This window comes from Inquilinus ginsengisoli, from assembly GCF_050434925.1.
Taxonomy (GTDB): domain Bacteria; phylum Pseudomonadota; class Alphaproteobacteria; order DSM-16000; family Inquilinaceae; genus Inquilinus; species Inquilinus ginsengisoli_B.
The window spans coordinates 7,330,362-7,356,136 of record NZ_JBNDJK010000001.1 but is presented as its reverse complement, the minus strand read 5'-3'; the positions used below and the strand labels follow the sequence as shown (position 1 = coordinate 7,356,136).

Sequence of the window (25,775 nt, the reverse complement as noted above, 5' to 3'; positions counted from 1 at the left end):
GGCGACGTTCCCTCGTTGTCATCCTCGGGCTTGACCCGAGGATCCAGGGGCCATCGAGAGCGGTGCCTGTGGCCCCTGGATTGCCCGGTCAAGCCGGGCAATGACAACAGGGGGAAGGGGCTTCCTCCCTTGTGTTCACACCAGCTCGCGCAGGACGCGGACCACCATCTCGGCGGTCATCGGCGTGGCCTCGTTGTGCATGATCTCGCCGGGGCGGCAGGCGCGCTCGGCCACGATCCGCAGCTTGGCCTCGGTGGCGTCGATGATGCCGATGTCGCGCAGCCGGGTCGGCAGCCGCACCGCGGCGCAGAAGTCGCGCACCCGGCGGTACTCCGCCTCTGGCACGCCCTGAAGCTTCAGCTCGGCCAGCACGCCGATCGCGACCTTCTCGCCATGCAGGTGGTGGTGGACCTCCTCCAGCTCCGACAGGCCGTGATGGATGGCGTGGGCGCCGGCGACGCCGCCGGATTCGAAGCCGAGGCCGCTCAGCAGGATGTTGGCCTCGATGATCCGCTCGAAGGCCGGGCCCGGGACCTTGGCGTCGCATTCCGCCAGGGCCGCGACGCCGAACTCGAACACCGTGTCGCGGCACAGCCGGGCGATCTCATAGGCCAGCGGCACGCCGCGGACGCCCAGGCAGTTCAGCGCGCCGCTGCGGCGGCAGGCCTCGGCCTCGTAATATGTCGCCAGCGCGTCGCCGATGCCGGCGGCCAGGAAGCGGGCCGGGGCCCTGGCGACGATCTCGGTGTCGACGATCACCAGGTCCGGGTTGCGCGGCAGGAAGTAGTCGTGATCGACCGACCCGTCCGGCTTGTAGACCACGGCCAGTGCGCTGCAGGGCGCGTCCGAGGCGGCGATGGTCGGCATCACCACGCAGGCGGCGCCGGCCTCATGCGCCGCCGCCTTGGCGGTGTCCAGCGCCTTGCCGCCGCCGACGCCGAGCACCACCCGGGCGCCGGCGGAGCGGGCGGAAGCGGCCACCGCCGCGATCTCCTCCTTCGAGCATTCGCCGCCATGGCGGATCAGCTCGACCGTCAGATGCCCGTCGCAGGCGCCGCGCAGCGTGCCAGCCAGCAGGTCGTACACGCCGCGGTCGAGCACGATGACGGCCCGGTCGCCGAAGCCGGCCAGCTCCGCCCCCAGCCGGGCGACGATGCCGGGGCCCTGCAGATAGCGGCCGGGGAAGCGGGCGCCGATGATCATGGTCGTCTCCTCTTCGGTTCAGGCACGCCGCGCCGTGGTGCCACGCTCGATCAGCATCGCCGGCACCACGATCCGGTGCTCATGCGGCTCGGGCGGGGCGGCGGTGGCAGCGCGCAGGATCTTCAGCGACTCGTCGACCATGCGCGCGCCGTCATGCACGAAGGTGGTCAGGTCGTAGCCGGCATAGCCCGCGGCCGGGATGTCGTCGAAGCCGGCGATCATGACGTCGTCCGGCACTGCGAGGCCAAGGTCGCGGCGCAGCGCGTCGATGGCGCCGATCGCCACCAGGTCGTTGGCGCAGAAGATCGCATCCGGGCGGTCCGGGCCGGCGCACATCTGCAGCGCCGAGGCGTAGCCGCCTTCGTACCGGAAATGGCCGCCGATCACGTCGGGCTCGGGCAGGCCCAGCTCGCGCAGCCGATCGCGGAAGCCACCGAGCCGGTCCTGGTTCGCGGGGCTGTCGGCCGGGCCGGCGATATAGCCGAAGCGCCGGGCGCCGCGGGCCACGAACAGATCCGCCGCCGCCCGCGCCGCGCCAGTGTTGTCGCAGCAGACCGAGGACAGGAAGTCGTTCTGTGCCGGCGTGTTGAAGGAGATCACCGGGATCCGGAACCGGGCCAGCGCCTCCGCCGTGTCCGGCGCCAGCACTGCCAGCGCGCTGACGATCGCGTCGACCCGGTAGCTGGCCAGGCGCGGGATCGCCGCGTCGAGCGAATGACCGCTGTCGACATGCAGCAGCAGCACCTGCCAGCCGCCGGCCTGCAGCCGGCTGGTGAACTGCTCCAGCACCGCGGCGTAAAACGGGTTGTACATGCCGCCGATGACGATCGCGACCAGGTGCGAGCGCTGGGTCAGCATGATCTGCGGGATCAGGCTGGGCCGGTAGTCGAGCTCCTGCGCTGCCGCCAGCACCTTGGCCCGGGTTTCCTCCGACACGCTGGCGCCTGGCTTGTAGGTGCGCGACACCGCCGATTGCGACACCCCCGCCAGCCGCGCCACGTCGGTGGAGGAGGCGTATTTCTTCGGTCGCGTCATCGCGGCTCCATAGATACGACGTTTTCCAATTGACGGCGGAACCGGTCGATGCATAGCTAGTCACACCTAGTGCATAGCTAGTCAACGCAAAAATATATCAGGGAGAGACGATCATGAAGGATGGACGCATTCCGTTTTCCATGTCTCTGACCCGGCGGGGCGCGCTGAAGGGCGCCGCGGCGATCGGCGTCGGCCTCGCCGCGCCCGCCGGCTTCGTCCGCCGCGGCTTCGCCGCCGACAAGCCGACCTTGGTGACCTCGATCCGGTCCCTGTCCAACCCCTACCACGCGGCCTGGAAGCAGGGCGCCGAGACCTACGCCAAATCGGTCGGGCTCGAGCTGGTCACGCTGGTGACCGAGGGCGACAGCGAGAAGGGGCTGGCTGACATCCGGGCGATCCTGGCCAAGACCGGCGGCAACATGGTGCTGAACCTGGACCCGAACGACTCGGCCGACGCGACGCCGATCGTCGAGGCCTGCGCCGCCGCCAAGGTCTATGTCATGTCGCAGTGGAACAAGCCGGCCGACCTGCACCCCTGGGACCACAACCCGTACTACGTGGCCTTCGTCACCTTCGACGGCGAGCGCTACGGCGCCGAGACCGGTGAGGCGCTGGTGAAGTCGATCGGCGGCAAGGGCGGCATCCTGGCGCTGGGCGGCATCATCTCCAACACCGTGGCGATCGCCCGCAAGGCCGGGCTGGACAAGGTGGTTGCGGCCCATCCGGACGTGAAGCTGCTCGACTTCCAGGTCGCCGACTGGCAGTCGACCAAGGCCTATGACGTGGTCGCCGCCTGGCTGACCCGGTTCGGCGACGAGATCAAGGGCATCTGGGCCGCCAATGACGACATGGCTGTCGGCGCGCTCGAGGCGCTGCGGTCCGAGGGGCTGGCCGGCAAGGTGCCGGTCACCGGCATCGACGGCATCAAGGCGGCGGTCGAGGGCGTGAAGACCGGCGAGTTCGCCGCGACCGTGTCCTCCGACCCCTACTGGCAGGGCAGCATGGGCCTGGCCATCCCCTACGCCGCCTCGCTCGGCAAGTTCGACCCGGCCAAGGAGCCGAAGGAGCACCGCGAGTTCTACGGCCAGGGCATCGTGGTGACGAAGGAGAACGTCGAGGCCTTCTACAAGTCGAACATCGAATCCGAGCCGAAGATCGACTACGCCGACCTATGGGGCCGGGTCACCGGCCAGGTCCGTCCGGGCTGACGGAGGTCCCGTGTCCGTGCAGTCCCACACCGCACCGGCGGCGGCCGCGGCCCGGCCGCGCGCCACCGCCGGCCGGGCGAAGCTGGAGCGGCGCCTGCGTCTGGCGGCGCCGCTGATCGTGCTGGTCGCGCTGTGCCTGCTGCTCGGGCTGGCCAATCCGAACTTCCTCAGCACCGGCAACTTCGTCCGGGTGGCCACCGCCGCCTCGATCCCGCTGGTGCTGACGCTCGGCGCCACCTTCATCATCCTGCTCGGCAGCATCGACCTGTCGATAGAAGGCATGCTGGCGGTGGCGGCGATCGTGCTGACCCTGCTGGTGGCGAATGATTCCAGCGGTGGGGCCGGCCTCGGCCTCGCCGCCGTGCCGGTCGCCGTCGCCGCCGGCACCGCCATGGGGCTGCTGAACGGCGCGCTCCATGTCGGCCTCAGGATCCCGTCCTTCATGGCCACGATCGGCAGCTGGTTCATCGGCCTCGGCACCGCCACCATCCTGCTCGGCGGCGGCTCGGTCCGGATCCTCGACCCCGACATCCGCGCCCTGGCCCTGACCCGGCTGGCCGGGATGCCGCTGTCGGTCTGGATCGCGCTGGCGGCGCTGGGCGTGGCTTGGGTGATCCAGACCCAGACCCGCTTCGGCCGCCATGTCTACGCTATCGGCGGGGGCGAGGACCTGGCGGCGCTGTCCGGCGTGCCGATCCGGCGCACCAAGGTCATCGCCTTCGCCCTGGCCGGCACCTTCTACGGCCTGGCCAGCGTGCTGGCGGCGGCGCAGCTGGGCCTGGCCAATGCCGAGATCGGCACCGGCCGGCTGTTCACCACGATCACCGCCGTGGTGGTCGGCGGCACCTCTCTGATGGGCGGGCAGGGCGGTGTGCTGAACGCGCTGATCGGCGTGCTGATCGTCGCCGTCCTGGCCAACGGCATGGTGCTGCTGGGCATCCCGCCCTATCTGCAGCAGGCCGCCCAGGGCCTGATGATCATCGCCGCGGTCGCGCTGTCGCTCGACCGGTCGCAGCTTCGCATCGTGAAGTGACGCCATGCTGCAGGCCATCGCCCTCCAGAAATCCTTCGGCAGCGTCCAGGCGCTGAAGGGTGTCGATGTCGAGATCCGGCCGGGCGAGGTGGTTGGCCTTGTCGGCGAGAACGGCGCCGGCAAGTCGACGCTGATGCGCATCCTGGCCGGGGTACAGCAGCCGACCGGCGGCGAGCTGCGCCGCGACGGCCAGGCGCTGCATCTGGCCGATCCGCGCCAGGCCAATGCCCGTGGCATCGCCATGGTGTTCCAGGAGCAGTCGCTGCTGCTGAACCTCAGTGTCGCCGAGAACATCTTCCTGGGTCAGGAGCGGGAATTCATCCGCCTCGGCCTGATCGGCTGGCGGCGGCTGAACGCCGCGGCGCGCCGGCAGCTGGAGAAGGTCGGGCTCGACATCGACCCGGCGACCCGGGCGCAGGACCTCAGCTTCGCCGCCCGCCAGATGGTCGAGCTGGCCAAGGCGCTGGCGCTGGAGGACCGGGTCGAAGGCGACCTGGTGATCCTGCTGGACGAGCCGACCTCGGTGCTGGAGCAGGCGGAGATCGACCTCTTGTTCGCCCGAATCCGGGCGTTGAAGAGCCGGGCCAGCTTCGTCTTCGTCTCGCACCGGCTGGACGAGGTGCTGGCGATCAGCGACCGCATCTACGTCATGAAGGATGGCGGCGTGGTCGCCGAGATGCCGGCGGCGGAGGCCGACGGGCCGACCCTGCACCGGATCATGGTCGGGCGCGAGGTCCATGCCGAATACTACCGGGAATCGGAACAACGTCCGCCGCAGGACGAGATCGTGCTGCAGGCCAGGGGGCTGTGCTGCGAGGGCAAGTACCGCGACATCGACCTGAGCCTGCGCCGCGGCGAGGTGCTGGGCATCGCCGGCGTCATCGGCTCGGGGCGGGAGGAGCTGGTGCGCAGCTTCTTCGGCTTCGTCCAGCCCACGGCGGGGACGCTGGAGGTCGGCGGCAAGCCGGTGCGCTTCGGCTCCCCGGCCGACGCGGTCGGCCACGGCATCGGGTTCATCCCCAGCGAGCGCCGGGTCGAGGGGCTGGTGATGATGCTGTCGGTCGCCGCCAACATGACCCTGGCGCGGCTGGAGGTGGCAGAAGGCCCGATGGGGCTGAGCCGCGGCCGCGAGCGCGCCTTGGCGCAGGACTGGACCCAGCGGCTGGCGATCCGCGCCGCCGGGCCGGACGCGGCCTGCCTGTCGCTGTCGGGCGGCAACCAGCAGAAGGTGGTGCTGGCCAAGTGGCTGACGGCGCAGTCGCGGATCCTGATCCTCGACCACCCGACCCGCGGCATCGATGTCGGCGCCAAGGAGGAGGTGTTCCGCCTGATCCGGACGCTGTGCGCCGAGGGCCTCTCGGTGATCCTGATCGCCGACACGCTGGAGGAGACGATCGGCCTCAGCCACACCGTGCTGGCGATGCGCGACGGCGCCATCACCGCCCGGCTGAGCGCCGAACCTGGCCGCAAGCCGGCCCAGGTCGACCTGATCGGACACATGGTATGAGCGCGCTGGGACACAGGCTCGCTGCTGCAGAAATCATCCTCCCCCCGCGGGAGGGGGTAGGGGGAGGGGGCTGTCTCGACCGGAGCCGGCGGTCGGCCAGCCTGTCACCGTTCTGGCCGCGACGCCCTAGCCATCCGCGCGCCGACGCGCGCAGACCCCTCTCCCTACCCCCTCCCGTAAGGGGAGGGGGAGATCCTGAAGGTGAAGCGCCTCGGGTGGCGGGAGAGGCAACGCGCGTTCTGATCCTCCCATCGGCGGAGGCCGCGCCATGACCCGCCTGCTCGATCCCGCTTCCCTGCGCAGCGCGGCGCCGGCGCTGTTCCTGCTGCTGCTGGTGGTGGCGATCGCCATCGCCGAGCCGGGCTTCGGCACGCCGGATACGCTGCTGATCGTGCTGGCCGACACCACCACCCTGTTCACCCTGGCCGCGGGGGTGACCTTCGTCATCCTGCTCGGCAGCATCGACCTCTCGATCCCGTCGGTGGCCTCGCTGTCGACCGTCATCGTCGCGCTGCTGCTGCCGCAGATCGGTGTCGGCGCCTTCGCTGTGGCGCTGGCCGCGGGGGCCACGGCCGGGCTGGTCAGCGGCGTCGTCCATGTCCGGCTGCGGGTGCCGTCCTTCATCGCCACCCTGGCCTCGGGCGGCGTGGTCGGCGGTGTCGCGCTCTACATCTCCGACGCCCGCAACATCGCCATCCCGGCCGAGACGCGGGCGCTGCTGGACTGGATCACCGGCAGCACCGCCGGCGTACCCAACATCATCGGCGTCGGCGTGGTCGCGCTGGCGATCGGCGTCTACCTGCAGCGCTACAGCCGCTTCGGCCGCTACAGCCTGGCGATCGGGGCGGGGGAGCCGGCGGCCTGGGCGGCCGGCATCCGGGTCAACCGGCACAAGATCCTGGCCTTCGTCCTGTCCGGCGCCTTCGCCGCCCTGGCCGGCATCCTGCTGGCGGCGCGGCTGGCCAGCGGGTCGCCGACGGTCGCCAACCAGCTGCTGCTGCCGGCGATCTCGGCGGTGCTGGTCGGCGGCACCGCGATCACCGGCGGCATCGGCGGCATCGGCCGCACCCTGGTGGGGGCGCTGACCGTCTCGGTCGTGCGCATCGGCATGACCTTCCTCGGCGTCAACATCTTCGCCCAGCAGATGGTGTTCGGCACCGTCCTCATCCTTGCCGTGGCCATCACCCTGGACCGCGGCAAGATCCTGATCGCGAAGTAGAAGGGCAGGGGGAACAGCCATGGATCTCGGCTTGGGCGGCAAGGTCGCCATCATCACCGGTGCCAGCGTCGGCATCGGCTTGGCCGTGGCCGACGGGCTGGCGGCCGAAGGCGCCCATATCGTGCTGGCCGCCCGCCAGGCCGAAAGGTTGAAGGCCGAGGCCAAGGCGCTGGCGGACCGGCACGGCGTGCGCACCCTGGCGGTGGCCTGCGACGTCGCCACCAGCGCGGGCACCGATGCGCTGGTGGCAGCGGCAGAAAAGGCATTCGGCGGCGCCGACATCCTGATCAACAACGCCGGCACCGGGTCGAACGAGACGATCCTGGAGGCGCCGGACGAGAAGTGGCAGGCCTATTGGGACCTGCATGTGATGGCGGCGGTGCGGCTGGCGCGCGGCCTGGTGCCGGGCATGAAGCGGCGCGGCGGCGGCGTGATCCTGCACAACGCCTCGATCTGCGCGGTGCAGCCCTTGTGGTACGAGCCGATCTACAACGTCACCAAATCGGCGCTGATGATGTTCTCCAAGACCCTCGCCACCGAGGTGGTGAAGGACAACATCCGCGTGAACTGCGTCAATCCGGGCCTGATCCTGACCCCGGACTGGATCAAGACCGCCAAGCAGCTGACCGCGGACAGCGGCGGCGACTGGGAAGGCTACCTGCAGGGCGTGGCCGACGAGCACGCCGCCATCAAGCGCTTCGGCACGCCGCAGGAGCTGGCGCATTTCTTCGTCTTCCTGTGCTCCGACAAGGCCAGCTACAGCGTCGGGTCGACCTATTTCGTCGATGGCGGGATGCTGAAGACGCTGTAGCCGGGCGGGCGTCTCTTGCGAGTAGCCCCTAAGATCCACTTTGCAGTCCCTCCCCGTCATGCGAGCCCCGCAGGGGCGTGGCCATCCAGAATGGTGGGGTTCGTTCCGGCTGCAGGACTGGATGGCCACGCTTCGCTCGCCATGACGAGGAAGGGGCCGAGAGTCGATCTCAAAGGCAGCAGGTATAAGAGCAAGAATCGACAACCGGGTGGCCGTCCCTGGCCATCCCGCCGTCGAAATTCCCGCGCCCCGGCGTCAGTCGTACAGGCTGGGCAGCCGGTAGGCCTCGATCGCCGAGCGGCCGAAGATCTGGTCCCGCTCGGCCTCTGTCAGAGGCTCCAGGCAGGTCCTCAGCGCGCCGACGACCTGGCCGTAGCTGCCGGCGACCAGGCAGACCGGCCAGTCGGTGCCGAACATGCAGCGGTCGACGCCGAAGATGCGCAGCGCCTCGGCCACATAGGGCGTCAGGTCGTCCGGCGACCAATGCTCCCAGTCGGCCTCGGTGACCATGCCCGACAGCTTGCACCAGACATGGTCGCGGTGGATGGCGAAGCCGCGCATCAGCGCCGCCCAGGGCTCGAAGCCGCCGCCCTTGATGTCCGGCTTGGCGATGTGGTCGAGGACGAAGCGCAAGTCCGGGAAGTCCGCCACCGTGCGCAGCACCGCGGGCAAATGCGGCAGCTTCGGCACCAGGTCGTAGACCAGCCCGGCATCGGCCACCGCACGCAGGCCGCGGCGGACGTCGTCGCGCAGCAGCCAGTTTGGGTCCGCCTCCTCATGGATCAGGTGGCGGATGCCGACCAGCCAGCGCCCTTCCGGCGAAGCCTTCAACTCGGCCAGGGTCTCGCCCACGTCCGGGTCGGTCAGGTCGACCCAGCCGACCACCCCGGCGACGAACTCCGTCGCCTCGGCGGTGCGGATGAAGTCCCAGGTCTCGCCGAGGTCGTTCCAGGTCTGCACCAGCACGGTGCCGGAGACGCCGTTGCCCTGCAGCGCCGGCCGCAGGTCGGCCGGCGCGAAGACCCGGCGGAGCGGGGCGAAGGGCCCGCTCAGCCAGCCATAATCGCCCTTGTCCGGGTCCCAGAAATGCTGGTGCGAGTCGATGGTGATGGCCATGGGCCCGCTCCGCTCACCAGCGCTGATGCACGAAGGGCTTGATGTCCTGGTCGTAGATCGCGCGCAGCTCGGCCATCGTCGCTTCCGGCAGTGCGGGCAGGGCGGCGGCCTCGGCGTTCGACCGGGCCTGCGCCCCGTTGCGGGCGCCGGGAATGGCGACCGTGACGGCGTCGAACATCAGGATCCAGCGCAGCGCGAACTTGGCCATGGTGGTGTCGCCGCCGACCAGCGGCCGCACCCGCTCCACCGCCGCCAGGCCCTTCTCATAAGGCACGCCGGAGAAGGTCTCGCCGACATCGAAGGCCTCGCCGTTGCGGTTGAACTGGCGGTGGTCGGTGGACTCGAATTTGGTGTCGGCGCGGAACTTGCCGGACAGCAGGCCGCTGGCCAGCGGCACCCGGGCGATGATCGCGACCTGCTTCTCCTGCGCCAGGGCGAACAGCCGCTCCGCCGGGCGCTGGCGGAAGATGTTGAAGATGATCTGGATGCTCTGGACGCCCGGATACTCGATCGCCTTCAGCGCCTCCTCGACCCGCTCGACGCTGACGCCGTAGTTGCGGATCTTGCCCTGCTCGACCAGCCGGTCCAGCGACCCGAACACCTCGGGGTGGTAGTACAGGTCGGTCGGCGGGCAGTGCAGTTGCACCAGGTCCAGCGTGTCGACCTGCAGGTTCTTCAGGCTGCGGTCGATGAAGCCGGACATGGTCTCCAGGCTGTAGCCCGCGACCTCCTGCTTCGGCAGGCGGCGCCCGGTCTTGGTGGCAACGAAGGGGCGGTCGCCGCCGCGCTCCTTCAGCACCCGGGCGATCAGCTGCTCCGACCGGCCGTCGCCATAGACGTCGGCGGTGTCGAGGAAGGTGACGCCGGCATCCAGCGTCTCGTGCAGCGCCGCCAGCGCGTCGGATTCGTCGACATGGCCCCAACTGGCCCCGATCGCCCAGGCGCCGAAGCCGATCTCGCTGACCTTGCGACCGGTCCGTCCGAAGTCCCTGCTGCGCATCCCCGCCTCCATGCAGTTGCCTTGATCGATCAGGTCGCAGGGTTATCATACAACCTTCGATGTCCTGGCAAGTGTGATCTCGGGATCAGCTGCTGATACCAGCTTGTATCGACCACCGTCATGGCGAGCCCCGCAGGAGCGTGGCCATCCAGCGGGAGCGACTCTGGACGGCCACGGCGCTGCGCGCCTTGCCATGACGTTCTTGAGCATGGCGACGTCTCTTTGCGAAACCCGCCATAGCTTTGACCTTCATCGCCGATCGCCACCCTTGACACATCAGGCAAATCAGGTCGTATGGTTGTATGATAACCATGTAATTAACAGAGGCTTTCGGGAGGCTTCGCTCGATGACGACATTCTCCAGAGGACATCTGCTTCTCGCTTTGGCCGCCTGCGCACTGGCCGGGCCCGCCATGGCCGAGGACACGGTCAAGATCGGCGTGGTGGCGGCCGAATCCGGCTCCTTCGTCTCGGCCGGCCACACCCTGCCGGCCGGCGTCAGCCTGGCGGTGAAGGAGATCAACGATGCCGGCGGCGTGAAGGTCGGCGACAAGACCTACAAGATCGAGCTGGTGCGCCGCGACGACCGCACCGACATCGGCACCGCCGTGGCGGCGACGCAGGAGCTGGTGCGCGATGTCGGGGTGAAGGCGATCTTCGGGTCGGAGTCGCATGACTTCACCCTGGCCATGGCCAAGATCACCCAGCCGGCCAAGATCCTGCACTTCGCCGGCAACAGCACGCTCGACACCATCCTGACCGACGCGGCGGTCGCCCCGGGCGGCGAGGCCCACTACCTGTTCCAGTCCGAGCCGCGCGAGTTCCAGCGCAGCGGCAGCACCGCCCGCGGCGTGCTCAGCCTGCTGCAGCCGCTGGTCGACCACCCGATCAAGAAGTCGGTGATCATCGCCGGCAACGACGCCACCGGGCAGTTCCTGTCCTCCTACTACATCAAGGCGCTGAAGGCGGAAGGGCAGGAGGTGCCGGACATCATCTTCTACCCGCCCGACACCACCGACTTCTCGCCGATCCTGACCCGGGCCAAGAGCCTGAATCCGGACGTGGTGCACTTCTGGTACAACGGCGACTCGACGCTGACGGCGCTGCCGCAGGCGCTGGAGCTGGCGGTGGCGCCGAGCTACTTCCTGTTCGGCGTCGACCCCGGCATCTGGAAGGAGCGGGGGCTGTCGGCCGACGTGCCGGTGGCGATGAGCTGCGTGCCGGTGTGCTGGGGCGAATCCTCCAACGCCAAGGCCAAGGCCTATTTCGACGCCTATTTCGCGGCCGGCGCGCCGAAGGGCGTCACCTCCTCGGTCTCGCTGCTCTACTACGACTACGTCCACATGCTGGCGGAGGCCTGGACCAAGGCCGGCAGCTTCGACCCGGACAAGGTGGTCGACGCGCTCTTGGTGCTGCACCACCAGGGCGTGGTCTCGGATGACCTCAGCTTCAACGCCCACCACCAGGTGACGCACGCCACCGAGGTCTGCGTCGCCGACCCGGAGGGCAAGATCTCCTGCGCCATGCAGCAGCCACCGGCCGACGCGCCGATGTGACCCGACCCCGGCGGCGTCTCCCAGCGCCGCCGGCATCCGCCTGCCGAAGGGTAGTCCTCCCCACCCGACGCCCTCCGGCAGGCCGACCCCCCTCGCACCGGGACCCGCCTTGGACATCCTCCTGCAGCAGATCCTGAACGGGCTGTCGATCGCCAGCGTGATCACGCTGATCGCGGTCGGCGTCACGCTGATCTTCGGCCTGACCGGCATCATCAACTTCGCCCATGGCGAGTTCCTGATGGTCGGCAGCATCGTCACCTGGCTGGCAGTCGGCGCCGGCTGGGGCTTCCCGCTGGCGCTGGTCGCCGGCATCGCCACCGTCGCGCTGCTGGGCCTGGTGCTGGAGCGCGGGCTGTTCCGCTTCACCCTCGACCGGCCGACCAACGGCTTCATCGTGTCGCTGGGGCTGATCGTGGTGCTGCAGCACATCGTCATCCTGTTCTGGAACGCCAACCAGAAGAGCATCCCGCGGCCGCTGACCATGATCTGGGACGTCGGCGGCGTGCGCATCGCCGCGGTCCGGGTGATGGTGATCGTGATCACTGCCGCGGTGGTGGCGCTGACCTTCTTTATGATCACCCGCAGCCGCTATGGCCGCGCCCTGCGCGCCAGCGTCGAGGACCGCGACACCGCGGCGCTGATGGGCATCCCGGTGCGGCGCTACATCACCGGCGTCTTCGTCTTCGGCAGCGCCCTGGCCGGCCTCGGCGGCGGCCTGCTGATCGCGCTGTTCCCGATCACCCCCTTCACCGGTGGCACCATCGTGATGAAGGGCTTCGCCGTGGCGCTGATCGGGGGCCTGGGCAACCTCACCGGCGCCGTGGTCGCCGGGCTGATCCTCGGCCTGGTCGAGGGCTTCAGCGCCGGCTACGGCCTGTCGGAATGGACCGACGCCTATTCCTTCGCCCTGATGATCATCGTGCTCCTGGTCCGGCCGCACGGCCTGTTCGGCGGCACCTCCGGCCCCCGAGTGACATGATCCCGATGCATTCCCGTTCGCCCCTCAGGGGACTGGTGCTGGCGCTGGTCCTGTTTGCGCTGCTGGCGCTGGTGCCGGCGCTCGGCCCCAGCAATCGCCTGCTGTCGCTGGCGATCACCGCCGGCATCAACATCGTGGCGCTGTACGGACTGTCGGTGCTGTTCGGCCAGACCGGCATCCTGTCGATGGGCCATGCCGCGCTGGTCGGCGTCGGCGCCTACACCGCCGCCATTCTGGCCCGCGACCTCGGCCTGGACTTCTGGGCGGCGCTGCCCTGCGCCGCGGCGACCACGGCGCTGCTGGCGGCGGTGGTCGGCTTCCCGTCGCTCCGGGTCAGCGGCCATCATTTCGTGATCCTGACCTTCGCCTTCGGCCAGCTGCTGACCATCGTCCTGACCAATGGCGGCGACTTCACCGGCCGGGCCACCGGGCTCGACCTGGGGCAGCCGGTGCAGCTGTTCGGCCTCGGGCTCGACCCGCTGCCGCAATTCTACCTGCTGACGCTCGGCTTCGTGGCGCTGGCCGCTGTCGCCAGCTGGGTCATCGTCCATTCCCGCTACGGCCGCACGCTGCGGGCGATCCGCGAGAACGAGAAGCTGGCCGCCTCGCTCGGCATCAATGTCGGGCGGCACAAGATCGGCGCCTTCGTCGTCAGCGGCGTCTTCGCCGGCATCTCCGGCGTGCTGCTGGCCTATTTCCTGCGCCACATCTCACCCAGCCAGTTCGCCTCCTTCCCCAGCATCTACCTGGCGCTGATGGTGATGATCGGCGGCGCCCGGTTGCTGCTGGGGCCCCTGGCCGGCGGCATCCTGGTGGCCTTCCTGCCGGAGCTGTTCGCGCTCGACCCGGTGCAGTCCCGCATCCTCTACGGCATCTGCCTGATCGCGGTGATCCTGCTGCTGCCGAACGGCGTGATCGGCGGGCTGCTCGATTTGTGGCGCCGGCTGGTGCCGCAGCGCGATCCGGCGGAGCGGACCTCCAGCAAGCCGGCGCGCGCCGAAGGGGAGGGCTGAGCATGGGCGCGCTCGAGATCCGCGGCCTGCGCAAGCAGTTCGGCGGCGTCGCCGCTTTGGCCGGGGTCGACCTGACCATCGTCGAGGGCGAGATCCTCGGCATCGTCGGGCCGAACGGGTCGGGCAAGACCACGCTGTTCAACGTCATCACCGGCGTGCACAAGCCGACCGCGGGCACCGTCACCTGGCGCGGCCGCGACATGACCGGGGTTCCGGCCCATGCCGTGTCGCATGCCGGCATCGCCCACACGTTCCAGCAGGCCATGGCCTTCCCCGGCCTCAGCGTGTTCGAGAACGTGCAGATCGCCACCGAGCATTGCCGGTCGTCGGCGGAGGCCTTCCCCTGGCCCACCCCGGACGACCTGATCGGCTTCGTTGGCCTGCAGGCGCTGCGGCACGAGACCGCCGGGGTGCTGCCCTTCGGCAGCCTGCGCCTGCTCGGCATCGCCCTGGCGCTGGCGACGCAGCCGGCACTGCTGCTGCTGGACGAGCCGGCGGCAGGCCTGAACGACAAGGAGACGACGGCGCTGGTCGATCTGGTGCGGCAGCTGTCCGGCCACGGCATCAGCGTCTGCGTCATCGACCACGACATGAGCCTGATGCAGCGCCTGTGCCGCCGCCTGGTGGTGCTGGATTTCGGCAGCAAGATCGCCGACGGCCCGACCGCCGAGGTGCTGGCCGACCCCAAGGTGCTCGAAGTGTATCTGGGAGGGGCGCTGTGACCCTGCTGCAGGTCTCCGGCGTCACCACCGGCTACGGCCCGACCACGGTCAACCGCAACGTCTCGCTGGCGCTGGGCCAGGGCGAGATCGCCACCATCCTCGGTCCCAACGGCGCCGGCAAGACCACGCTGCTGCGCATGATCGCCGGGCTGGTGAAGCCGCGCGGCGGCAGCGTCGTTTTCGACGGCCGCGACGTCACCGGCCAGCCGCCCGACGCCATGGCCAAGCAGGGCGTGGTGCTGGTGCCGGAGGGGCGGCGCATCTTCGCCGAGATGAGCGTGGAGGAGAATCTCCTGCTCGGCGCCTATGCCCGGCGCGACCAGGCGGCGGTCGACGCCGATGTCCGGCTGATGGAGGAATTCTTCCCGATCCTCGCCGCCAAGCGGCGGGACAAGGGCGGGTCGCTCAGCGGCGGCCAGCAGCAGATGCTGGCGATCGCCCGCGGTCTGATGGCCCGGCCGCGCGTTCTGCTGCTGGACGAGCCGTCGCTGGGCCTGTCGCCATTGATGGTGAAGGAGATCAAGGCCATCATCCTGGCCATCGGCGAGCGGTTCGGGGCCTCGATCCTGCTGGTCGAGCAGAATGCGGGCCTTGCCTTGGGTGTGGCCACGCATGGATATCTGATGCAGCAGGGCCGCATCGTCGCCTCGGGGCCGATCGCCGAGCTGAGGAACGCGGAACTGATGCGGGACCTCTATCTCGGCGGGGCGCCGGCCTCCGCCTGAGCCGCGCGCCGACAGCTCAGCGGCGCGCGCCGGCGGCGGGAACGGCCGCAGCCTTCCGGGCCCGGCGCGGGGCGGGCAGAGCGGTCTCGTCGGACGGCAGGCCGACGCGCTGGGCCGCGCCGTTCAGATGGGCCTGCATCGCCCATTGCGCCTCGATCCCGTCCTGCGCCTCGATCGTCACCAGGATGCGGTCGTGCTCGCTCAGCGTCGCCTGGGCCATGTCCTCGGACGGGTGCTGGTCGCCGGCCGCGAGGATGCTCTGGCGCACCCGCTCGGCGACGAACCCGATGAACTGCACCAGATAGTCGTTGCGGGTCGCCGCCGCGATGGCGCGGTGGAACTCCAGGTCGGCCTCCAGCCATGCGACGCTGCCATAGGGCGAGGCGGTCATCGTCGCCAGCGCCTGGCGCATGGCGTCGAGATCGTCGGCCGTCCGCCGGTCGGCCGCCAAAGCGGCGGCGCGGACCTCGAGCGCGCCGCGCAGCTCGAACAGGCTGCGGAAGGCATCGCCATCCTGCTGCAGCGTGGCGTGGTCGATCTTCAGCACGGTCGATTTCGGGGCCTCGGCAACGAAGGCGCCGCGCCCCTGCTGCGACCACACCAGCCCTTCCGACCCCAGCCGGGCGATCGCCTCTCGCACCACGTTGCGGCTGACGCCGAAGGTCTCGGCCAGCGCCTGCACGGTCGGCAGCTGGTCGCCCGGCTTCAGCCGGCCGCGGGCGATCTCGCGCGAGATCGAGCTGGCGACCAGGGTCGGCAGATGCGGCCCGCGGCTGACCTTGTCGAGCTTCAGCACCATCGCATCATATGTCCTGCATTGCCGAGTCCCCTGGCAGGATACGCCCATTGCTGAGGATATGCTTTGGGTCCAGCGCCTGCTTCAGCCGGGTGGCGAGGTCCAGCGACACGGCGTCGATCCGCTCCAGGAAGGCGTGCTGCTTGACCCGGCCGATGCCGTGCTCGGCACTGATGCTGCCGCCCAGCCGGTCGACCACCTCGAAGATCAGTTCCTCGGCGCTGTGGAACAGGACGTCCATCGCTGCCGGGTCCTGGCCCTGTGGCGGGATGACGTTGAAATGGACATTGCCGTCGCCGACATGGCCATAGGCCAGGGCCATCGCCTCCGGATGCTTGCCGCGCACCGCCTGCAGCGCCGCAGCGATGAAATCGGCGATCCCGGAGATCGGCACCGACACGTCGGTGCGCAGGTAGCGCCCGCCGCGGCCCTGGGATTCGACCATGGTCTCGCGATACAGCCACAGCCGCTCGCCCTGGGCGCGGCTGGAGGCGACGACGCCGTCGCGGATGATGTCGTCGGCCCCGCCCAGGAAGCTTTCCATCAGCCCGCGTAGGTCGACCGTGCCGCCGCATGCGGCTTCGATCAGCACATAGGCGGGGTAGGCCTGCGACAGCGGATCCGGGAAATCCGGCCGGGCGCGCAGCGCCACCTCGATGCCGTCGCGCAGGATCAGCTCGAAGGCGGTCAAGAGGTCGCTGCAGCCCCGCCGCGCCCGGGCGTACAGCTCCATCGCATCCTCGACCGAGGCCAGGCCGACCAGCGCGGTCTCGACCTGGGTCGGCTTCGGGAACAGCTTGAAGGCGACGGCGGTGACGATCCCCAGCGTGCCCTCGGCGCCGATGAACAGCTGCTTCAGGTCATAGCCGCGATTGTCCTTGCGCAGCACCTTCAGCCCGTTCCAGACGCGGCCGTCGGCCAGCACCACCTCCAGCCCCAGCACCAGGTCGCGGGTCATGCCGTAGCGCAGCACGTTGAAGCCGCCGGCATTGGTCGAGACGTTGCCGCCGACCCGGCAGGTGCCCTGGGCGCCGAAGGTGATCGGCAGCAGGCAGTCGACCGCGTCGGCCGCGGTCTTCGCGTCCTCCAGGATGCAGCCGGCCTCGACCACCATGGCGAAGTCGATCGGGCTGATCTGGCGCACCGTATTCATCCGCTCCAGGCTGACCACGACCTCGCCCGGCGCCGCCACCGCGGCTCCGACGAGGCCGGTCAGGCCGCCCTGCGGCACCACCCGCAGCCCGGACTGCCAGCAGTGCCGCATCAGGGCCGACACCTCCGCGACCGACCGCGGCCGGGCCACCGCCAGCGGCCGTCCAAAATGGTCGCCGGACGAATCGCGGCTGTAGCGCGCCATATCCTCCTCCCCGGTCAACAGCGCATCGCCGGGCAGGATGTCCCTTAGCGCTGCGATCGCATCTGCGTGCGGCGGGCATGAGGATATGGTCAATTGCGACTCGGAATTTGTGGCTGGGCAACAAAGAGTGTCGTACTGTTATCATACAAGTGAACGCGGTCTTCAAGCCGTGATGACGCCACGATGAACGCCGGCGCCTGATAGCGCTGGCGACGGACACCGCCCTTGGAGAGTACCCCGATGAGCGAGACGCAAGGCCGCTTCCAGATGATGCGCACGATGATCCGTGTGTTCGACCTTGAGAAATCGATCACCTTCTATACTGGCGTGCTCGGCATGCGGCTGCTGCGGCGGGAGGATTTCCCGGAAGGACGCTTCACTCTGGCCTTTGTCGGCTATGTCGTTGGGTAGTGGATTTCCTTTGCAAACGCCTCAGTGATTGCTGCTGGCGAAAGCTACGGGCTTCGGTTTGGAAATCCACAGACCGCTTCGAAATGCCGGCAAAAGCGATCCAGTGCACTCCAATCCAGTGCACTCCATTGGTATGGTGGATCACGACGGGACGTCCGTATCGTGTCTGCTCAGGATAGGCCCGCTCCTCCGAAGCAGCCATTCCGGCCAGCCCGATCCGGCTCGCGTGCGTCATGACTTTTGGCAAGTTCAGTGAGAGCTTAAGGCTGTGAGCTCGCTTTCGTGCTCTAGCCGTCAGGCTAGTATTCCCTCGCCATGGGATGTGCCGCACCGCAGCTTTCGACTGATCGACGCAGCATCGGTGTCTCCGATAACCTTCGCTCGCTGGGTATGATGGTCCGACGGGGACCAGGCAAGACGTGCCGTGGTGCCATGGCGCTTTGAGAAACCGTCGATCCACTGGTAGCCCCTCAAAGCCATGGAGAACATCATGCGGATCGGTATCGCGGTCATGTACGTCGCTCTGGCGGCAGCGCCGGAATCCCCGGCGGCAGAATTCCGGCTGACGAGCCCGGACGTGACCGACGGCGGCACCTTGGCCAAAACCTTCGTGCTGAATGATTTCGGCTGCACCGGTGGCAACGCGTCACCGGCCCTGGCCTGGTCGGGCGCGCCGGCGGGAACGAAGAGTTTCGTCGTCACCGTCTACGACCCGGACGCACCAACCGGCAGCGGATGGTGGCACTGGGTCGTGGCAGACATTCCGGCGACCGCCGCATCGCTGCCGCGCGGCGCCGGCGGTTTGGCCGGAACGGGGCTCCCTATCGGAGCGACGCAGGGCCGAACCGATTTCGGCACGGCTTCCTATGGCGGCCCATGCCCGCCCCAGGGGGATGCGCCGCATCGCTATGTCTTCACCGTCCATGCCTTGCCGGTGGCACATTTGCCGGTCGATCCGCAGATCTCAGCGGCCATGGTTGGCCTCGCCCTGCACACTACCGAGATCGGCCGCGCCAGCCTGATCGCTCAGTATGGGCGCTAGTTTTCGGCGGACGTTGACCGGTCGATCGCAACTATACGTAATCAAAATTGAAGATTAGAAAATGTATGGATGGTCGCGCGTGGCCTTGCGATCGAAGGCAATAAGTCCTTCCGAGACCGCCCGTCAGGACAGCGCAATTTCCGCTATGGCCGGGAAGGCGCAGAACCCTGTGGATTCGTGTGCCGTCTCCTATCGAGATGCCGACGCGACGTCTCCTTATGGCGCCCTCCGGCCTGAGAAGGTGGCGTGATTCAACGAGAACGAGGCTGTGCGCTACGCCGAGAAGCCTCACTGCCAAGCGATTGAATAGACGACGACCGGCACGGGAAACCCCTTCATTGACCGGGACCCAAGCTCGCTCACGCCAAACCGGTCGGGGAGCATGTCCCGAACAGTCCGGGAAACGAGAATCGAGTCCGGATCGGCGGACTGGCAAAGGCGTGCGGCCAAATTGACGGTGGTGCCGAACAGATCGTTGCTGTCGGTGATCGGCTCCCCAGCGTCGAGCCCGATCCGCAGCCGGAGCTTCTCGGTGCTCGCAAGATTGAAGGCCTCGAAAGCCCGCAGTATGCCGCAAGCGCAATCCGCCGCCGCAACGACGTCGCCAAACGCCGCCATGATCCCATCCCCGGTGTGCTTGACTTCGCGGCCCGCCTGGTCCTGCAGCGCTCGACGAACCAGAGCGTCGTGAGCGCGCACCATTTCCACCGCTCGGGCATTGCCCAGCCTTGTTGCCATGGCCGTCGAACCGACGATGTCGGTGAACATGACCGCCCGGAAGGCAGTGTCGTGCGGCGTCGATGTCGCCTGGCTTGTGGGGGACGGGTCGGTGACGCGGCCGAGAAAGGCCTCGACTGCCGAGAGGTCTACGGCGATCACATCGACCGCCACATTGCCGTGGGCTTCCGCGTGCACCTTCATCGCCGTCTCGATGTCCGGGGCATCGATCAAGCAGAATCCCGTGCCGCGCGCTTCGTCAAACCAGTAGGTCTGAAAGCGCACCCCATAGTGTGACTGGAGTTCGAGGTCCTTGCGATGTGCCTCGGCGATATCGGCGGCCGTGAGTCCTCTGAGATCGTGCCGGTCCAGGAAGATCGGCATCGGCGCCTCCCTATGCCACTCCTGGAGATAGTACGCTTCCGGACGAAGATGCGGGAGATCCCCTCGGCGGGCGCACGTTAGGACCAAGCTCACATCAGGTCGAGGGGTGTTGAGCAGCTGCTGCTCCCACAGGAAGGCGATGCCACTGCCCGCCGCATGCTCCTTGAGCAATTCCACGAACTCGGCGGTATGCTCGGCTCGCGCATGGTCGCGCAGCCATTCGGACGCAAGCGCCAGCCACGTCATCACATTGGCGCCGGCGGCGATCATACGCTGGATGGCTACCTCATGAGCCTCGAGGGAAACCCCGCCGCATGCATCGGTGACCACCGTCACGTCCCAACCGTCTCCGAGGGCGTGGATCACCGGCATCGCGACGCAGATCTCGGTGTAGAGGCCTGCGATGATCAACTGCTTGCGGCCCGTCGCCTTCACGACATCGACGACCTTCTTGTCTTCCCAGGTGTTGAGGGTGGTGCGATCGATCACTTCCTGGTCGGGGAAGACATCGGTGATCTGCGGAAAGATAAAGCCGCCACGATCAGAGATGACGCTGGTGATAATGGTCGGGACGCGAAATGCTTTGAGATGCGGCTGTCGGCCCATGCCGTGCCGGAAGACGACCTGCCGCGCATGGCGGAGGAGGCGCATGCGATCCGCCGGCTGCTCGACAACAACCCGCGCGACCTGACGCGCGACGACATCCTGGCGATCTACCGCGCGGCCTATTGAGCCGGGCGCGCCAGACACGGAGGAAACATGATCACCGGTCCTTTCGTCGCCATCGTCACCCCGTTCGACCGGGACGAGGCGGTGGATCTCGCGGCGCTGCGCCGTCAGGTCGGCCGTCAGGCCGCAGCCGGGAATGGCGTGTTCTGCGCCGGCACCAACGGCGAGTTCTACGCCTTGTCGGTCGATGAGAAGGTGCGGCTGGCCGAAACCTGCGTCGCGGCCGCTGACGGCCGGGTGCCGGTGCTGGCCCATATCGGCGAGATCTCCACCGGCCAGACCATCGCCCTTGGCAGGCAGGTCCAGCGGCTGGGCGTCCAGGCAGTCTCGGCGATCACGCCGTCCTTCATCGCCTGCTCGCAGGCCGAGCTGACCGACCATTATCGGCGCGTGGCCGATGCGCTGTCGGTGCCGCTGTACCTCTACAATCTCCCGGCGCGCACCGGGAACACGCTGGAGCCGGACACCGTCCGGGCGCTGGTCGACCATCCCAACATCATCGGCATCAAGGACAGCGCCGGGGTCGCAGGAGAGCCTCGACGCCTTCCTGGCGATCGCCCGCGGCCGCCCGGATTTCGACGTGCTGGTCGGGCCTGATTTCCTGGTGCTGCACGGACTGCGCCACGGCGCGGCGGGCTGCATCTCCGGCCTGGGCAATGTCTGCCCGGTGACCCTCAACGCCCTCCATGCCGCCTTCATCCGCGGCGATCTGGCGGCGGCGGAGGCGCATCAGGCCCGGTTCAGGGCCCTGCGCCAGGAGCTGTATGGGTTGGGCTTCCCGCCGACGATGGTCAAGCGCGCGCTGAGCCATGCAATGCCGGAGGTCGGCCGCAGCCGCGGCCCGGTGCTGATCATCGAGGCGGTCGACCGCCGGATCGCCGAGATCTCCCGGGCCCATGTCGAGGCGGCGGAGTAGCGGGCGGGACGTCCAGCGCACGATCCCGCTGGTGACGGCCTCTCTTGGAGCCTGAGCCTTGGATGCGCCCGGTGGGGCACGGAGGTTGAGAGCGTCGCGCTTCTCGCTCTGCCGAAACAACCCGATGCGGGGTTCAGCCAGCGCCGGGTAGGATCAGCGGGGCGCCGGCCATGAACATTGCTTCTTTGCTTCATCGACCATCCACTCGATCACCATATCGCGGGCAGCCGATTTGCGATGGCGAGGCCATACCAGGTAGAAGTTCGATGGACCGAGAAGCGATCGCTCCAGGATACGGATCAGGCGGCTTTCGGCCATATCCCGTGCAACGAAATTCCGGTTCGCGAGAACGACGCCTTGCCCGGCGATCGCGGCCTCGATCGCGTGTGACGTCTGGCTGAAACTGATCCCTTTGAACGAGGTCTGGTCGCGCGGTCCGAGATGTTTCTCAATGAACTCCGGCCAGAAGTTATGGGAATCGTGAAGCAGCGTGTAGTCCGCAAGTTCCTCCGACGTCCTTGGCGACCGCCGCGCAGCCAGCAACATGGGGCTGCCGACGGCGATGATCTCTTCTTCGAACAACAGCTCGGTCGCCAAACCCGGCCCGAACGGCGGTCGTCCATATCGGACGGCCAGGTCGACGCCGTCCGCCTGGAAGCCGGACATGCGTTCGGTGGAGAGGACATGCAGGGCAAGGTCCGGATAGCGCGCCGTGAAGTCCGGCAGGCGCGGGATCAGCCATTTGGACGCGAATGTCGGGGTGGTGCTGATCGTGAGCCTGACCGGTTGCGGTCTCAGCTCGTTCGTCGCTCTTGCGATGATTTCGAAGGCGCGCCGGATATCCGCGATATAACTTCGCCCCTCGCCTGTCATCGCCAGGGTCCGCGGTAGCCGCTCGAACAGCTTCACGCCGAGTTCGGCTTCCAGTCCCCGGACCTGCTGTGCGACCGCTCCCTGAGTGACACCGAGTTCCTCGGCCGCCAACCTGAAGTTCAGATGACGCGATGCGACCTCGAAGGCCTTCAGGGCATTGAGGGAGGGAAGCTGTCCGGGAGAGTTGCTCATCGATAGTTTTTCTACTGCTACATGAGAGTGGAACTGTTTCGTCGCCGCCTGAGAGAAATGCTATTTTAAGAGGCAGGAATAGGCAATCTTCGGGCCAGGCCCGAACGGAAGGATTGGACGATGTCAGTAGAAAAAGTGGCAATCATCACGGCCGGTGGCAGCGGCATGGGCGCGGAAAGCGCGAGGCGTCTTGCCGCCGACGGATACAAGGTGGCCATTCTGTCGTCTTCGGGTAAGGGTGAAGCGCTCGCCGCCGAACTCGGCGGCATCGGTGTCACGGGCTCGAACCAATCCGTCGACGATCTCAAGCGCCTGGTCGACGCGACGATGGGGGCGTGGGGCCGCGTCGATGTCCTGGTGAACAGCGCTGGCCATGGCCCGCGTGCTCCGATCGTCGAGATCACCGACGAACAGTGGCACACGGGATTGGACGTCTACCTGATGAACGTCATCCGTCCGGTCCGGCTCGTCGTTCCCATCATGCAGAAGCAGAAGTCCGGCGCGATCATCAACATCTCCACGGCCTGGGCCTTCGAGCCGTCGGCCATGTTCCCGACATCGGCTGTGTTCCGGGCGGGGCTTGCTGCCTATACGAAGATCTTCGCCGACACCTATGCCGCGGACAACGTTCGCATGAACAACGTCCTGCCCGGCTGGATCGACAGCCTGCCGGAGACGGATGAGCGCCGCGTCGCCGTGCCGATGAAGCGCTACGGCACAAGCGCCGAAATCGCTGCGACCGTCGCCTTTCTGGCTTCGGCAGGGGCGGGCTACATCACCGGCCAGAATCTCAAGGTCGATGGCGGTCTGACCCGGTCGGTGTGATCGGCGGCGAGGCTGTGATCCTATTGCCGTGAATTGCAGCGTCCGTCTGTCTGAGCTTCTCTAACAATTAAACGGAATACAAAAATTATCAAGTTCATATATCGAGAATTCATGCAATATCACTAAAGTGAACATTGTTTTACTTATTGGCGGAAAGTAATTTTCGCCTGTCCTCTGGTGATAGAAATTTTCCTAGTCAGTGACTGGAATCTGCTGTCGTGATTTGTTATGGTCGATTCTCTCGGGGAGTTGGGCTTCATGTCTTGAATGGAAGCGGGAGATGCCGTCCTACGATTATGTCGGAACATTGACGCAGGTTGGGCGTCTTCTGGCCATCGAGACGCCGATCGGTCCGGATGTCTTCCTGCTCGAGGGGATGGATGGCGAGGAGGAGCTCTGCGGCCTCTTCTCGTTCCGGCTCCGCGTCCGCTCGAAACGCCAGGATGTGACGCCGGCGGAGATGATCGGCCTGCCGATCTCCTGGACGCTGGAACTGCCGGGCGGCGCCAGGCGGGAATGGTCCGGCGTGGTCGGTGCGCTCGATGCCGGCCCCGCGCTGGGCGACGGCATGCGCGCCTATACCGTCACCGCCCATCCCTGGATCTGGCTGTTCGGGCACTCCTCCGACTGCCGCATCTTCCAGCACAAGACCACCCAGCAGATCCTCGAGACGATCTTCGAGGAGGCGAAGATCCGCGACTATGATTTCGGGCCGGTGATCGGCGTGAAGCCGGTGCGCGAATACTGCGTCCAGTACAACGAGACCGACCTGGACTTCATCTTCCGCCTGCTGGAGGAGGAGGGCTGGGCCTGGTGGTTCCGGCACGAGCCCGGCGAAGACGGGGCGCCGGGGCGGCATGTGCTGGTGGTCGCGGATGGACCCCATGCCTGGACGCCGGGCGACGAGCCGGAGATCCGCTACGCCACGACCAATGTCGATCTGAACAACGTCACGGCCTGGACCCGCCGCTTCAGCTTCCTGCCGGGACGGCTGGCCGAGGCCGACTGGAATTTCGAGACACCGCGATCGCCGCAGATGCAGGACCAGCCCTCGCTCGCGCCGGTCAACGCCAACAAGCTGTTCGAGCTCTATCGATGGGGCGGCCGCTTCACCGATCACGACCGCGCGAACCAGGCGACCAAGCGGCGGATCGAGGCGCATGAGGCGCAGTTCGAGATGATCGAGGCCGAAAGCGGCAATCGCCGCGTCCGGCCGGGCCAGGAGTTCACGCTGTATGGCCATCCGGCCGCGGCCGAGAATGCGGGCTACGCCGTCGTCGCGGTCCGTCACGCGGCGCAGGACACGACCTACGCCGCCGGCGGCGCGGCACCGCCCGGCTACTCCAACCGCTTCACCGCCATCCCCGCCGCCGTGCGCTACACGCCGGCACAAAGGACGCCACGGCCGCGGATCGACGGCATCCAGACGGCCATCGTCGTCGGTCCGCCCGGAGAGGAGATCCACACCGACCAGTACGGCCGGGTCAAGGTCCGGTTTCCCTGGGACCGCTACGCCAAGGGCGACGACAGCGATTCCTGCTGGCTGCGCGTGTCGCAGCCCTGGGCAGGGCGCAACTGGGGCGCCCAGACCATCCCGCGCGTCGGCATGGAGGTCTTGATTGCCTATGTCGAGGGCGATCCCGACAAGCCGATGGTGGTGGGGGTGGTGCCGAACACGGATCAGATGCCGCCGCTGTCGCTGCCCGCGAACCGGACCAGGACGTCGCTGAAGACCGCATCGAGCCCCGGCGGTGCCGGCTTCAACGAGCTGAGCTTCGAGGACCAGGCCGGCGCTGAGGAGGTCTTTCTGCACGCCCAGAAGGACGCCAGCGAGATCGTCAACAGCAACAAGTTGCTGACCGTCGGCAACGCCTATACGGCGGCGGCCCAGACGCTGCACATGACGACGGTGCAGGCGTCGCAGACCATGATGACGCCCGCGGACATCGTGCTGCAGCACCTGGGCAGCATGATCCGGATGGACGCCAGCGGCATCACCATCTCCTTCGGTAGCGGGCATGCGATCCAGCTGAGCGACGCCGGCGTCCAGATCCGCTCGACCGCAAAGGTCCAGGCCGTGCAGGGCGAAGCGGCCAATTTCGTCTCGATCGACGGCGATGGCGTCTACACCAAGGGCAAGACCGTCACCCAGGATGCGGCCGGCGAGGGCGCCCACCAGATCCATATGAGCGCCGACGGCATCGGCATCCATTCCGACGCCGTGGTGCAGGCGTGGCAGGCCGACGACAACTTCGTCTCGATCGACAAGGACGGCGTTGTCACCGGCGGCCGCAACAGCATCAAGAAGCAGGCCGCCGGCTCGACCCTGGAGATGAATGGCGAGGGCATCTCGCAGAAGGGCCCCCTGATCCGGCTGAACTGACCCGACCGCAGCAAGAGGGAGGA

The 25,775-nt window shown here is 67.8% G+C and carries 25 protein-coding genes; 17 read left to right on the top strand and 8 right to left on the bottom strand.

What is annotated here, in order from left to right; genetic code table 11:
* Positions 1-135: 135 nt before the first annotated feature.
* The gene (locus QFZ27_RS34470) at positions 136-1,203 is read right to left on the bottom strand and encodes a glycerol dehydrogenase (RefSeq protein WP_429231064.1); all 1,068 of its coding nucleotides are present in this window, start codon (positions 1,201-1,203) and stop codon (positions 136-138) included.
* Between the two features lie 18 nt (positions 1,204-1,221).
* A complete protein-coding gene (locus QFZ27_RS34465; protein WP_429231062.1) occupies positions 1,222-2,238 on the bottom strand; it encodes a LacI family DNA-binding transcriptional regulator in 1,017 nt (338 codons plus the stop codon).
* A 113-nt stretch (positions 2,239-2,351) separates the two neighbouring features.
* Between QFZ27_RS34465 and QFZ27_RS34460 the strand changes: the two genes are divergently transcribed.
* From QFZ27_RS34460 to QFZ27_RS34440, 5 genes are all read left to right on the top strand, one after another.
* Entirely contained in the window at positions 2,352-3,446 is a 1,095-nt protein-coding gene (locus QFZ27_RS34460; protein WP_429231060.1) for a sugar ABC transporter substrate-binding protein, read from the top strand.
* 10 nt (positions 3,447-3,456) lie between these two features.
* Complete coding sequence (locus QFZ27_RS34455; protein WP_429231058.1) at positions 3,457-4,479, top strand: ABC transporter permease; 1,023 nt, start codon at positions 3,457-3,459, stop codon at positions 4,477-4,479.
* 4 nt (positions 4,480-4,483) lie between these two features.
* Positions 4,484-5,986, top strand: coding sequence for a sugar ABC transporter ATP-binding protein (locus QFZ27_RS34450; RefSeq protein ID WP_429231056.1), 1,503 nt, complete (start codon positions 4,484-4,486; stop codon positions 5,984-5,986).
* A gap of 268 nt (positions 5,987-6,254) precedes the next feature.
* Positions 6,255-7,205: an ABC transporter permease gene (locus QFZ27_RS34445; RefSeq protein WP_429231054.1), complete on the top strand. Its 951-nt coding sequence runs from the start codon at positions 6,255-6,257 to the stop codon at positions 7,203-7,205.
* Positions 7,206-7,224: 19 nt separating this feature from the next.
* The gene (locus QFZ27_RS34440) at positions 7,225-8,016 is read left to right on the top strand and encodes an SDR family NAD(P)-dependent oxidoreductase (protein WP_429231052.1); all 792 of its coding nucleotides are present in this window, start codon (positions 7,225-7,227) and stop codon (positions 8,014-8,016) included.
* 255 nt (positions 8,017-8,271) lie between these two features.
* Here the strand turns inward: QFZ27_RS34440 and QFZ27_RS34435 are convergent, their stop codons facing one another.
* Positions 8,272-9,132: an amidohydrolase family protein gene (locus QFZ27_RS34435; protein WP_429231050.1), complete on the bottom strand. Its 861-nt coding sequence runs from the start codon at positions 9,130-9,132 to the stop codon at positions 8,272-8,274.
* A gap of 13 nt (positions 9,133-9,145) precedes the next feature.
* Positions 9,146-10,132, bottom strand: a complete 987-nt coding sequence (locus QFZ27_RS34430) for an aldo/keto reductase (RefSeq protein WP_429231049.1) — start codon at positions 10,130-10,132, stop codon at positions 9,146-9,148.
* 347 nt (positions 10,133-10,479) lie between these two features.
* Between QFZ27_RS34430 and QFZ27_RS34425 the strand changes: the two genes are divergently transcribed.
* The 5 genes from QFZ27_RS34425 (at position 10,480) to QFZ27_RS34405 (ending at position 15,127) form a co-directional block, all read left to right on the top strand.
* Positions 10,480-11,688 carry an ABC transporter substrate-binding protein gene (locus tag QFZ27_RS34425; RefSeq protein ID WP_429231047.1) on the top strand — a complete coding sequence of 403 codons (1,209 nt, stop codon included), beginning with the start codon at positions 10,480-10,482 and terminating at the stop codon, positions 11,686-11,688.
* Between the two features lie 109 nt (positions 11,689-11,797).
* Positions 11,798-12,667, top strand: coding sequence for a branched-chain amino acid ABC transporter permease (locus QFZ27_RS34420; protein WP_429231046.1), 870 nt, complete (start codon positions 11,798-11,800; stop codon positions 12,665-12,667).
* Positions 12,668-12,672: 5 nt separating this feature from the next.
* Positions 12,673-13,680 (top strand): branched-chain amino acid ABC transporter permease, encoded by a 1,008-nt coding sequence (locus QFZ27_RS34415; protein WP_429231044.1) that lies wholly within the window; start codon positions 12,673-12,675, stop codon positions 13,678-13,680.
* 2 nt (positions 13,681-13,682) lie between these two features.
* Positions 13,683-14,402 carry an ABC transporter ATP-binding protein gene (locus QFZ27_RS34410; RefSeq protein ID WP_429231042.1) on the top strand — a complete coding sequence of 240 codons (720 nt, stop codon included), beginning with the start codon at positions 13,683-13,685 and terminating at the stop codon, positions 14,400-14,402.
* Positions 14,399-15,127 (top strand): ABC transporter ATP-binding protein, encoded by a 729-nt coding sequence (locus QFZ27_RS34405; protein WP_429231041.1) that lies wholly within the window; start codon positions 14,399-14,401, stop codon positions 15,125-15,127. The genes QFZ27_RS34410 and QFZ27_RS34405 overlap by 4 nt, the downstream gene beginning before the upstream one ends.
* A 16-nt stretch (positions 15,128-15,143) precedes the next feature.
* On the opposite strand, the gene QFZ27_RS34400 is transcribed toward QFZ27_RS34405, so the two are convergent.
* Together QFZ27_RS34400 and QFZ27_RS34395 are read right to left on the bottom strand one after the other, a co-directional pair.
* Positions 15,144-15,926, bottom strand: coding sequence for a FadR/GntR family transcriptional regulator (locus QFZ27_RS34400; protein ID WP_429231040.1), 783 nt, complete (start codon positions 15,924-15,926; stop codon positions 15,144-15,146).
* A gap of 4 nt (positions 15,927-15,930) precedes the next feature.
* Positions 15,931-17,280: an FAD-binding oxidoreductase gene (locus QFZ27_RS34395; RefSeq protein ID WP_429231038.1), complete on the bottom strand. Its 1,350-nt coding sequence runs from the start codon at positions 17,278-17,280 to the stop codon at positions 15,931-15,933.
* Positions 17,281-17,520: 240 nt separating this feature from the next.
* Here QFZ27_RS34395 and QFZ27_RS34390 point away from each other — a divergent pair, with 240 nt between their 5' ends.
* Positions 17,521-17,691, top strand: a complete 171-nt coding sequence (locus QFZ27_RS34390) for a VOC family protein (RefSeq protein WP_429231037.1) — start codon at positions 17,521-17,523, stop codon at positions 17,689-17,691.
* A gap of 490 nt (positions 17,692-18,181) precedes the next feature.
* On the top strand, positions 18,182-18,733 hold the full coding sequence (locus QFZ27_RS34385; RefSeq protein WP_429231036.1) for a YbhB/YbcL family Raf kinase inhibitor-like protein: 552 nt from the start codon (positions 18,182-18,184) through the stop codon (positions 18,731-18,733).
* A 288-nt stretch (positions 18,734-19,021) separates the two neighbouring features.
* On the opposite strand, the gene QFZ27_RS34380 is transcribed toward QFZ27_RS34385, so the two are convergent.
* The gene (locus tag QFZ27_RS34380) at positions 19,022-20,440 is read right to left on the bottom strand and encodes an isochorismatase family protein (RefSeq protein ID WP_429231034.1); all 1,419 of its coding nucleotides are present in this window, start codon (positions 20,438-20,440) and stop codon (positions 19,022-19,024) included.
* Here QFZ27_RS34380 and QFZ27_RS34375 point away from each other — a divergent pair.
* The 3 genes from QFZ27_RS34375 to QFZ27_RS34365 are packed head-to-tail and all read left to right on the top strand — an operon-like array spanning position 20,423 to position 21,479.
* Positions 20,423-20,566 (top strand): hypothetical protein, encoded by a 144-nt coding sequence (locus QFZ27_RS34375; RefSeq protein ID WP_429231032.1) that lies wholly within the window; start codon positions 20,423-20,425, stop codon positions 20,564-20,566. The two genes, QFZ27_RS34380 and QFZ27_RS34375, sit on opposite strands and share 18 nt — an antisense overlap.
* Positions 20,567-20,593: 27 nt before the next feature.
* Positions 20,594-21,160 carry a dihydrodipicolinate synthase family protein gene (locus tag QFZ27_RS34370; protein WP_429231030.1) on the top strand — a complete coding sequence of 189 codons (567 nt, stop codon included), beginning with the start codon at positions 20,594-20,596 and terminating at the stop codon, positions 21,158-21,160.
* Positions 21,144-21,479 (top strand): dihydrodipicolinate synthase family protein, encoded by a 336-nt coding sequence (locus tag QFZ27_RS34365; RefSeq protein ID WP_429231029.1) that lies wholly within the window; start codon positions 21,144-21,146, stop codon positions 21,477-21,479. The genes QFZ27_RS34370 and QFZ27_RS34365 overlap by 17 nt, the downstream gene beginning before the upstream one ends.
* A 153-nt stretch (positions 21,480-21,632) precedes the next feature.
* Here QFZ27_RS34365 and QFZ27_RS34360 read toward each other — a convergent pair whose 3' ends face one another.
* Positions 21,633-22,544, bottom strand: coding sequence for a LysR substrate-binding domain-containing protein (locus QFZ27_RS34360; protein WP_429231027.1), 912 nt, complete (start codon positions 22,542-22,544; stop codon positions 21,633-21,635).
* Between the two features lie 135 nt (positions 22,545-22,679).
* Here QFZ27_RS34360 and QFZ27_RS34355 point away from each other — a divergent pair, with 135 nt between their 5' ends.
* Both QFZ27_RS34355 and QFZ27_RS34350 read left to right on the top strand, forming a co-directional pair.
* Positions 22,680-23,369: an SDR family oxidoreductase gene (locus QFZ27_RS34355; RefSeq protein ID WP_429231025.1), complete on the top strand. Its 690-nt coding sequence runs from the start codon at positions 22,680-22,682 to the stop codon at positions 23,367-23,369.
* 280 nt (positions 23,370-23,649) lie between these two features.
* Positions 23,650-25,752, top strand: coding sequence for a type VI secretion system Vgr family protein (locus tag QFZ27_RS34350; protein WP_429231023.1), 2,103 nt, complete (start codon positions 23,650-23,652; stop codon positions 25,750-25,752).
* The last annotated feature ends 23 nt before the right edge of the window (positions 25,753-25,775 follow it).

Coding starts and splice junctions, on each gene's coding strand:
- QFZ27_RS34350 (WP_429231023.1), top strand. CDS start 23,650: ATGCCGTCCTACGATTATGTCGGAACATTGACGCAGGTTGGGCGTCTT.
- QFZ27_RS34400 (WP_429231040.1), bottom strand. CDS start 15,926: ATGGTGCTGAAGCTCGACAAGGTCAGCCGCGGGCCGCATCTGCCGACC.
- QFZ27_RS34385 (WP_429231036.1), top strand. CDS start 18,182: ATGCGGATCGGTATCGCGGTCATGTACGTCGCTCTGGCGGCAGCGCCG.
- QFZ27_RS34445 (WP_429231054.1), top strand. CDS start 6,255: ATGACCCGCCTGCTCGATCCCGCTTCCCTGCGCAGCGCGGCGCCGGCG.
- QFZ27_RS34450 (WP_429231056.1), top strand. CDS start 4,484: ATGCTGCAGGCCATCGCCCTCCAGAAATCCTTCGGCAGCGTCCAGGCG.
- QFZ27_RS34465 (WP_429231062.1), bottom strand. CDS start 2,238: ATGACGCGACCGAAGAAATACGCCTCCTCCACCGACGTGGCGCGGCTG.
- QFZ27_RS34460 (WP_429231060.1), top strand. CDS start 2,352: ATGAAGGATGGACGCATTCCGTTTTCCATGTCTCTGACCCGGCGGGGC.
- QFZ27_RS34470 (WP_429231064.1), bottom strand. CDS start 1,203: ATGATCATCGGCGCCCGCTTCCCCGGCCGCTATCTGCAGGGCCCCGGC.
- QFZ27_RS34380 (WP_429231034.1), bottom strand. CDS start 20,440: ATGGGCCGACAGCCGCATCTCAAAGCATTTCGCGTCCCGACCATTATC.
- QFZ27_RS34410 (WP_429231042.1), top strand. CDS start 13,683: ATGGGCGCGCTCGAGATCCGCGGCCTGCGCAAGCAGTTCGGCGGCGTC.
- QFZ27_RS34360 (WP_429231027.1), bottom strand. CDS start 22,544: ATGAGCAACTCTCCCGGACAGCTTCCCTCCCTCAATGCCCTGAAGGCC.
- QFZ27_RS34425 (WP_429231047.1), top strand. CDS start 10,480: ATGACGACATTCTCCAGAGGACATCTGCTTCTCGCTTTGGCCGCCTGC.
- QFZ27_RS34395 (WP_429231038.1), bottom strand. CDS start 17,280: ATGGCGCGCTACAGCCGCGATTCGTCCGGCGACCATTTTGGACGGCCG.
- QFZ27_RS34440 (WP_429231052.1), top strand. CDS start 7,225: ATGGATCTCGGCTTGGGCGGCAAGGTCGCCATCATCACCGGTGCCAGC.
- QFZ27_RS34415 (WP_429231044.1), top strand. CDS start 12,673: ATGCATTCCCGTTCGCCCCTCAGGGGACTGGTGCTGGCGCTGGTCCTG.
- QFZ27_RS34370 (WP_429231030.1), top strand. CDS start 20,594: ATGATCACCGGTCCTTTCGTCGCCATCGTCACCCCGTTCGACCGGGAC.
- QFZ27_RS34435 (WP_429231050.1), bottom strand. CDS start 9,132: ATGGCCATCACCATCGACTCGCACCAGCATTTCTGGGACCCGGACAAG.
- QFZ27_RS34430 (WP_429231049.1), bottom strand. CDS start 10,132: ATGCGCAGCAGGGACTTCGGACGGACCGGTCGCAAGGTCAGCGAGATC.
- QFZ27_RS34390 (WP_429231037.1), top strand. CDS start 17,521: ATGAGCGAGACGCAAGGCCGCTTCCAGATGATGCGCACGATGATCCGT.
- QFZ27_RS34375 (WP_429231032.1), top strand. CDS start 20,423: ATGCGGCTGTCGGCCCATGCCGTGCCGGAAGACGACCTGCCGCGCATG.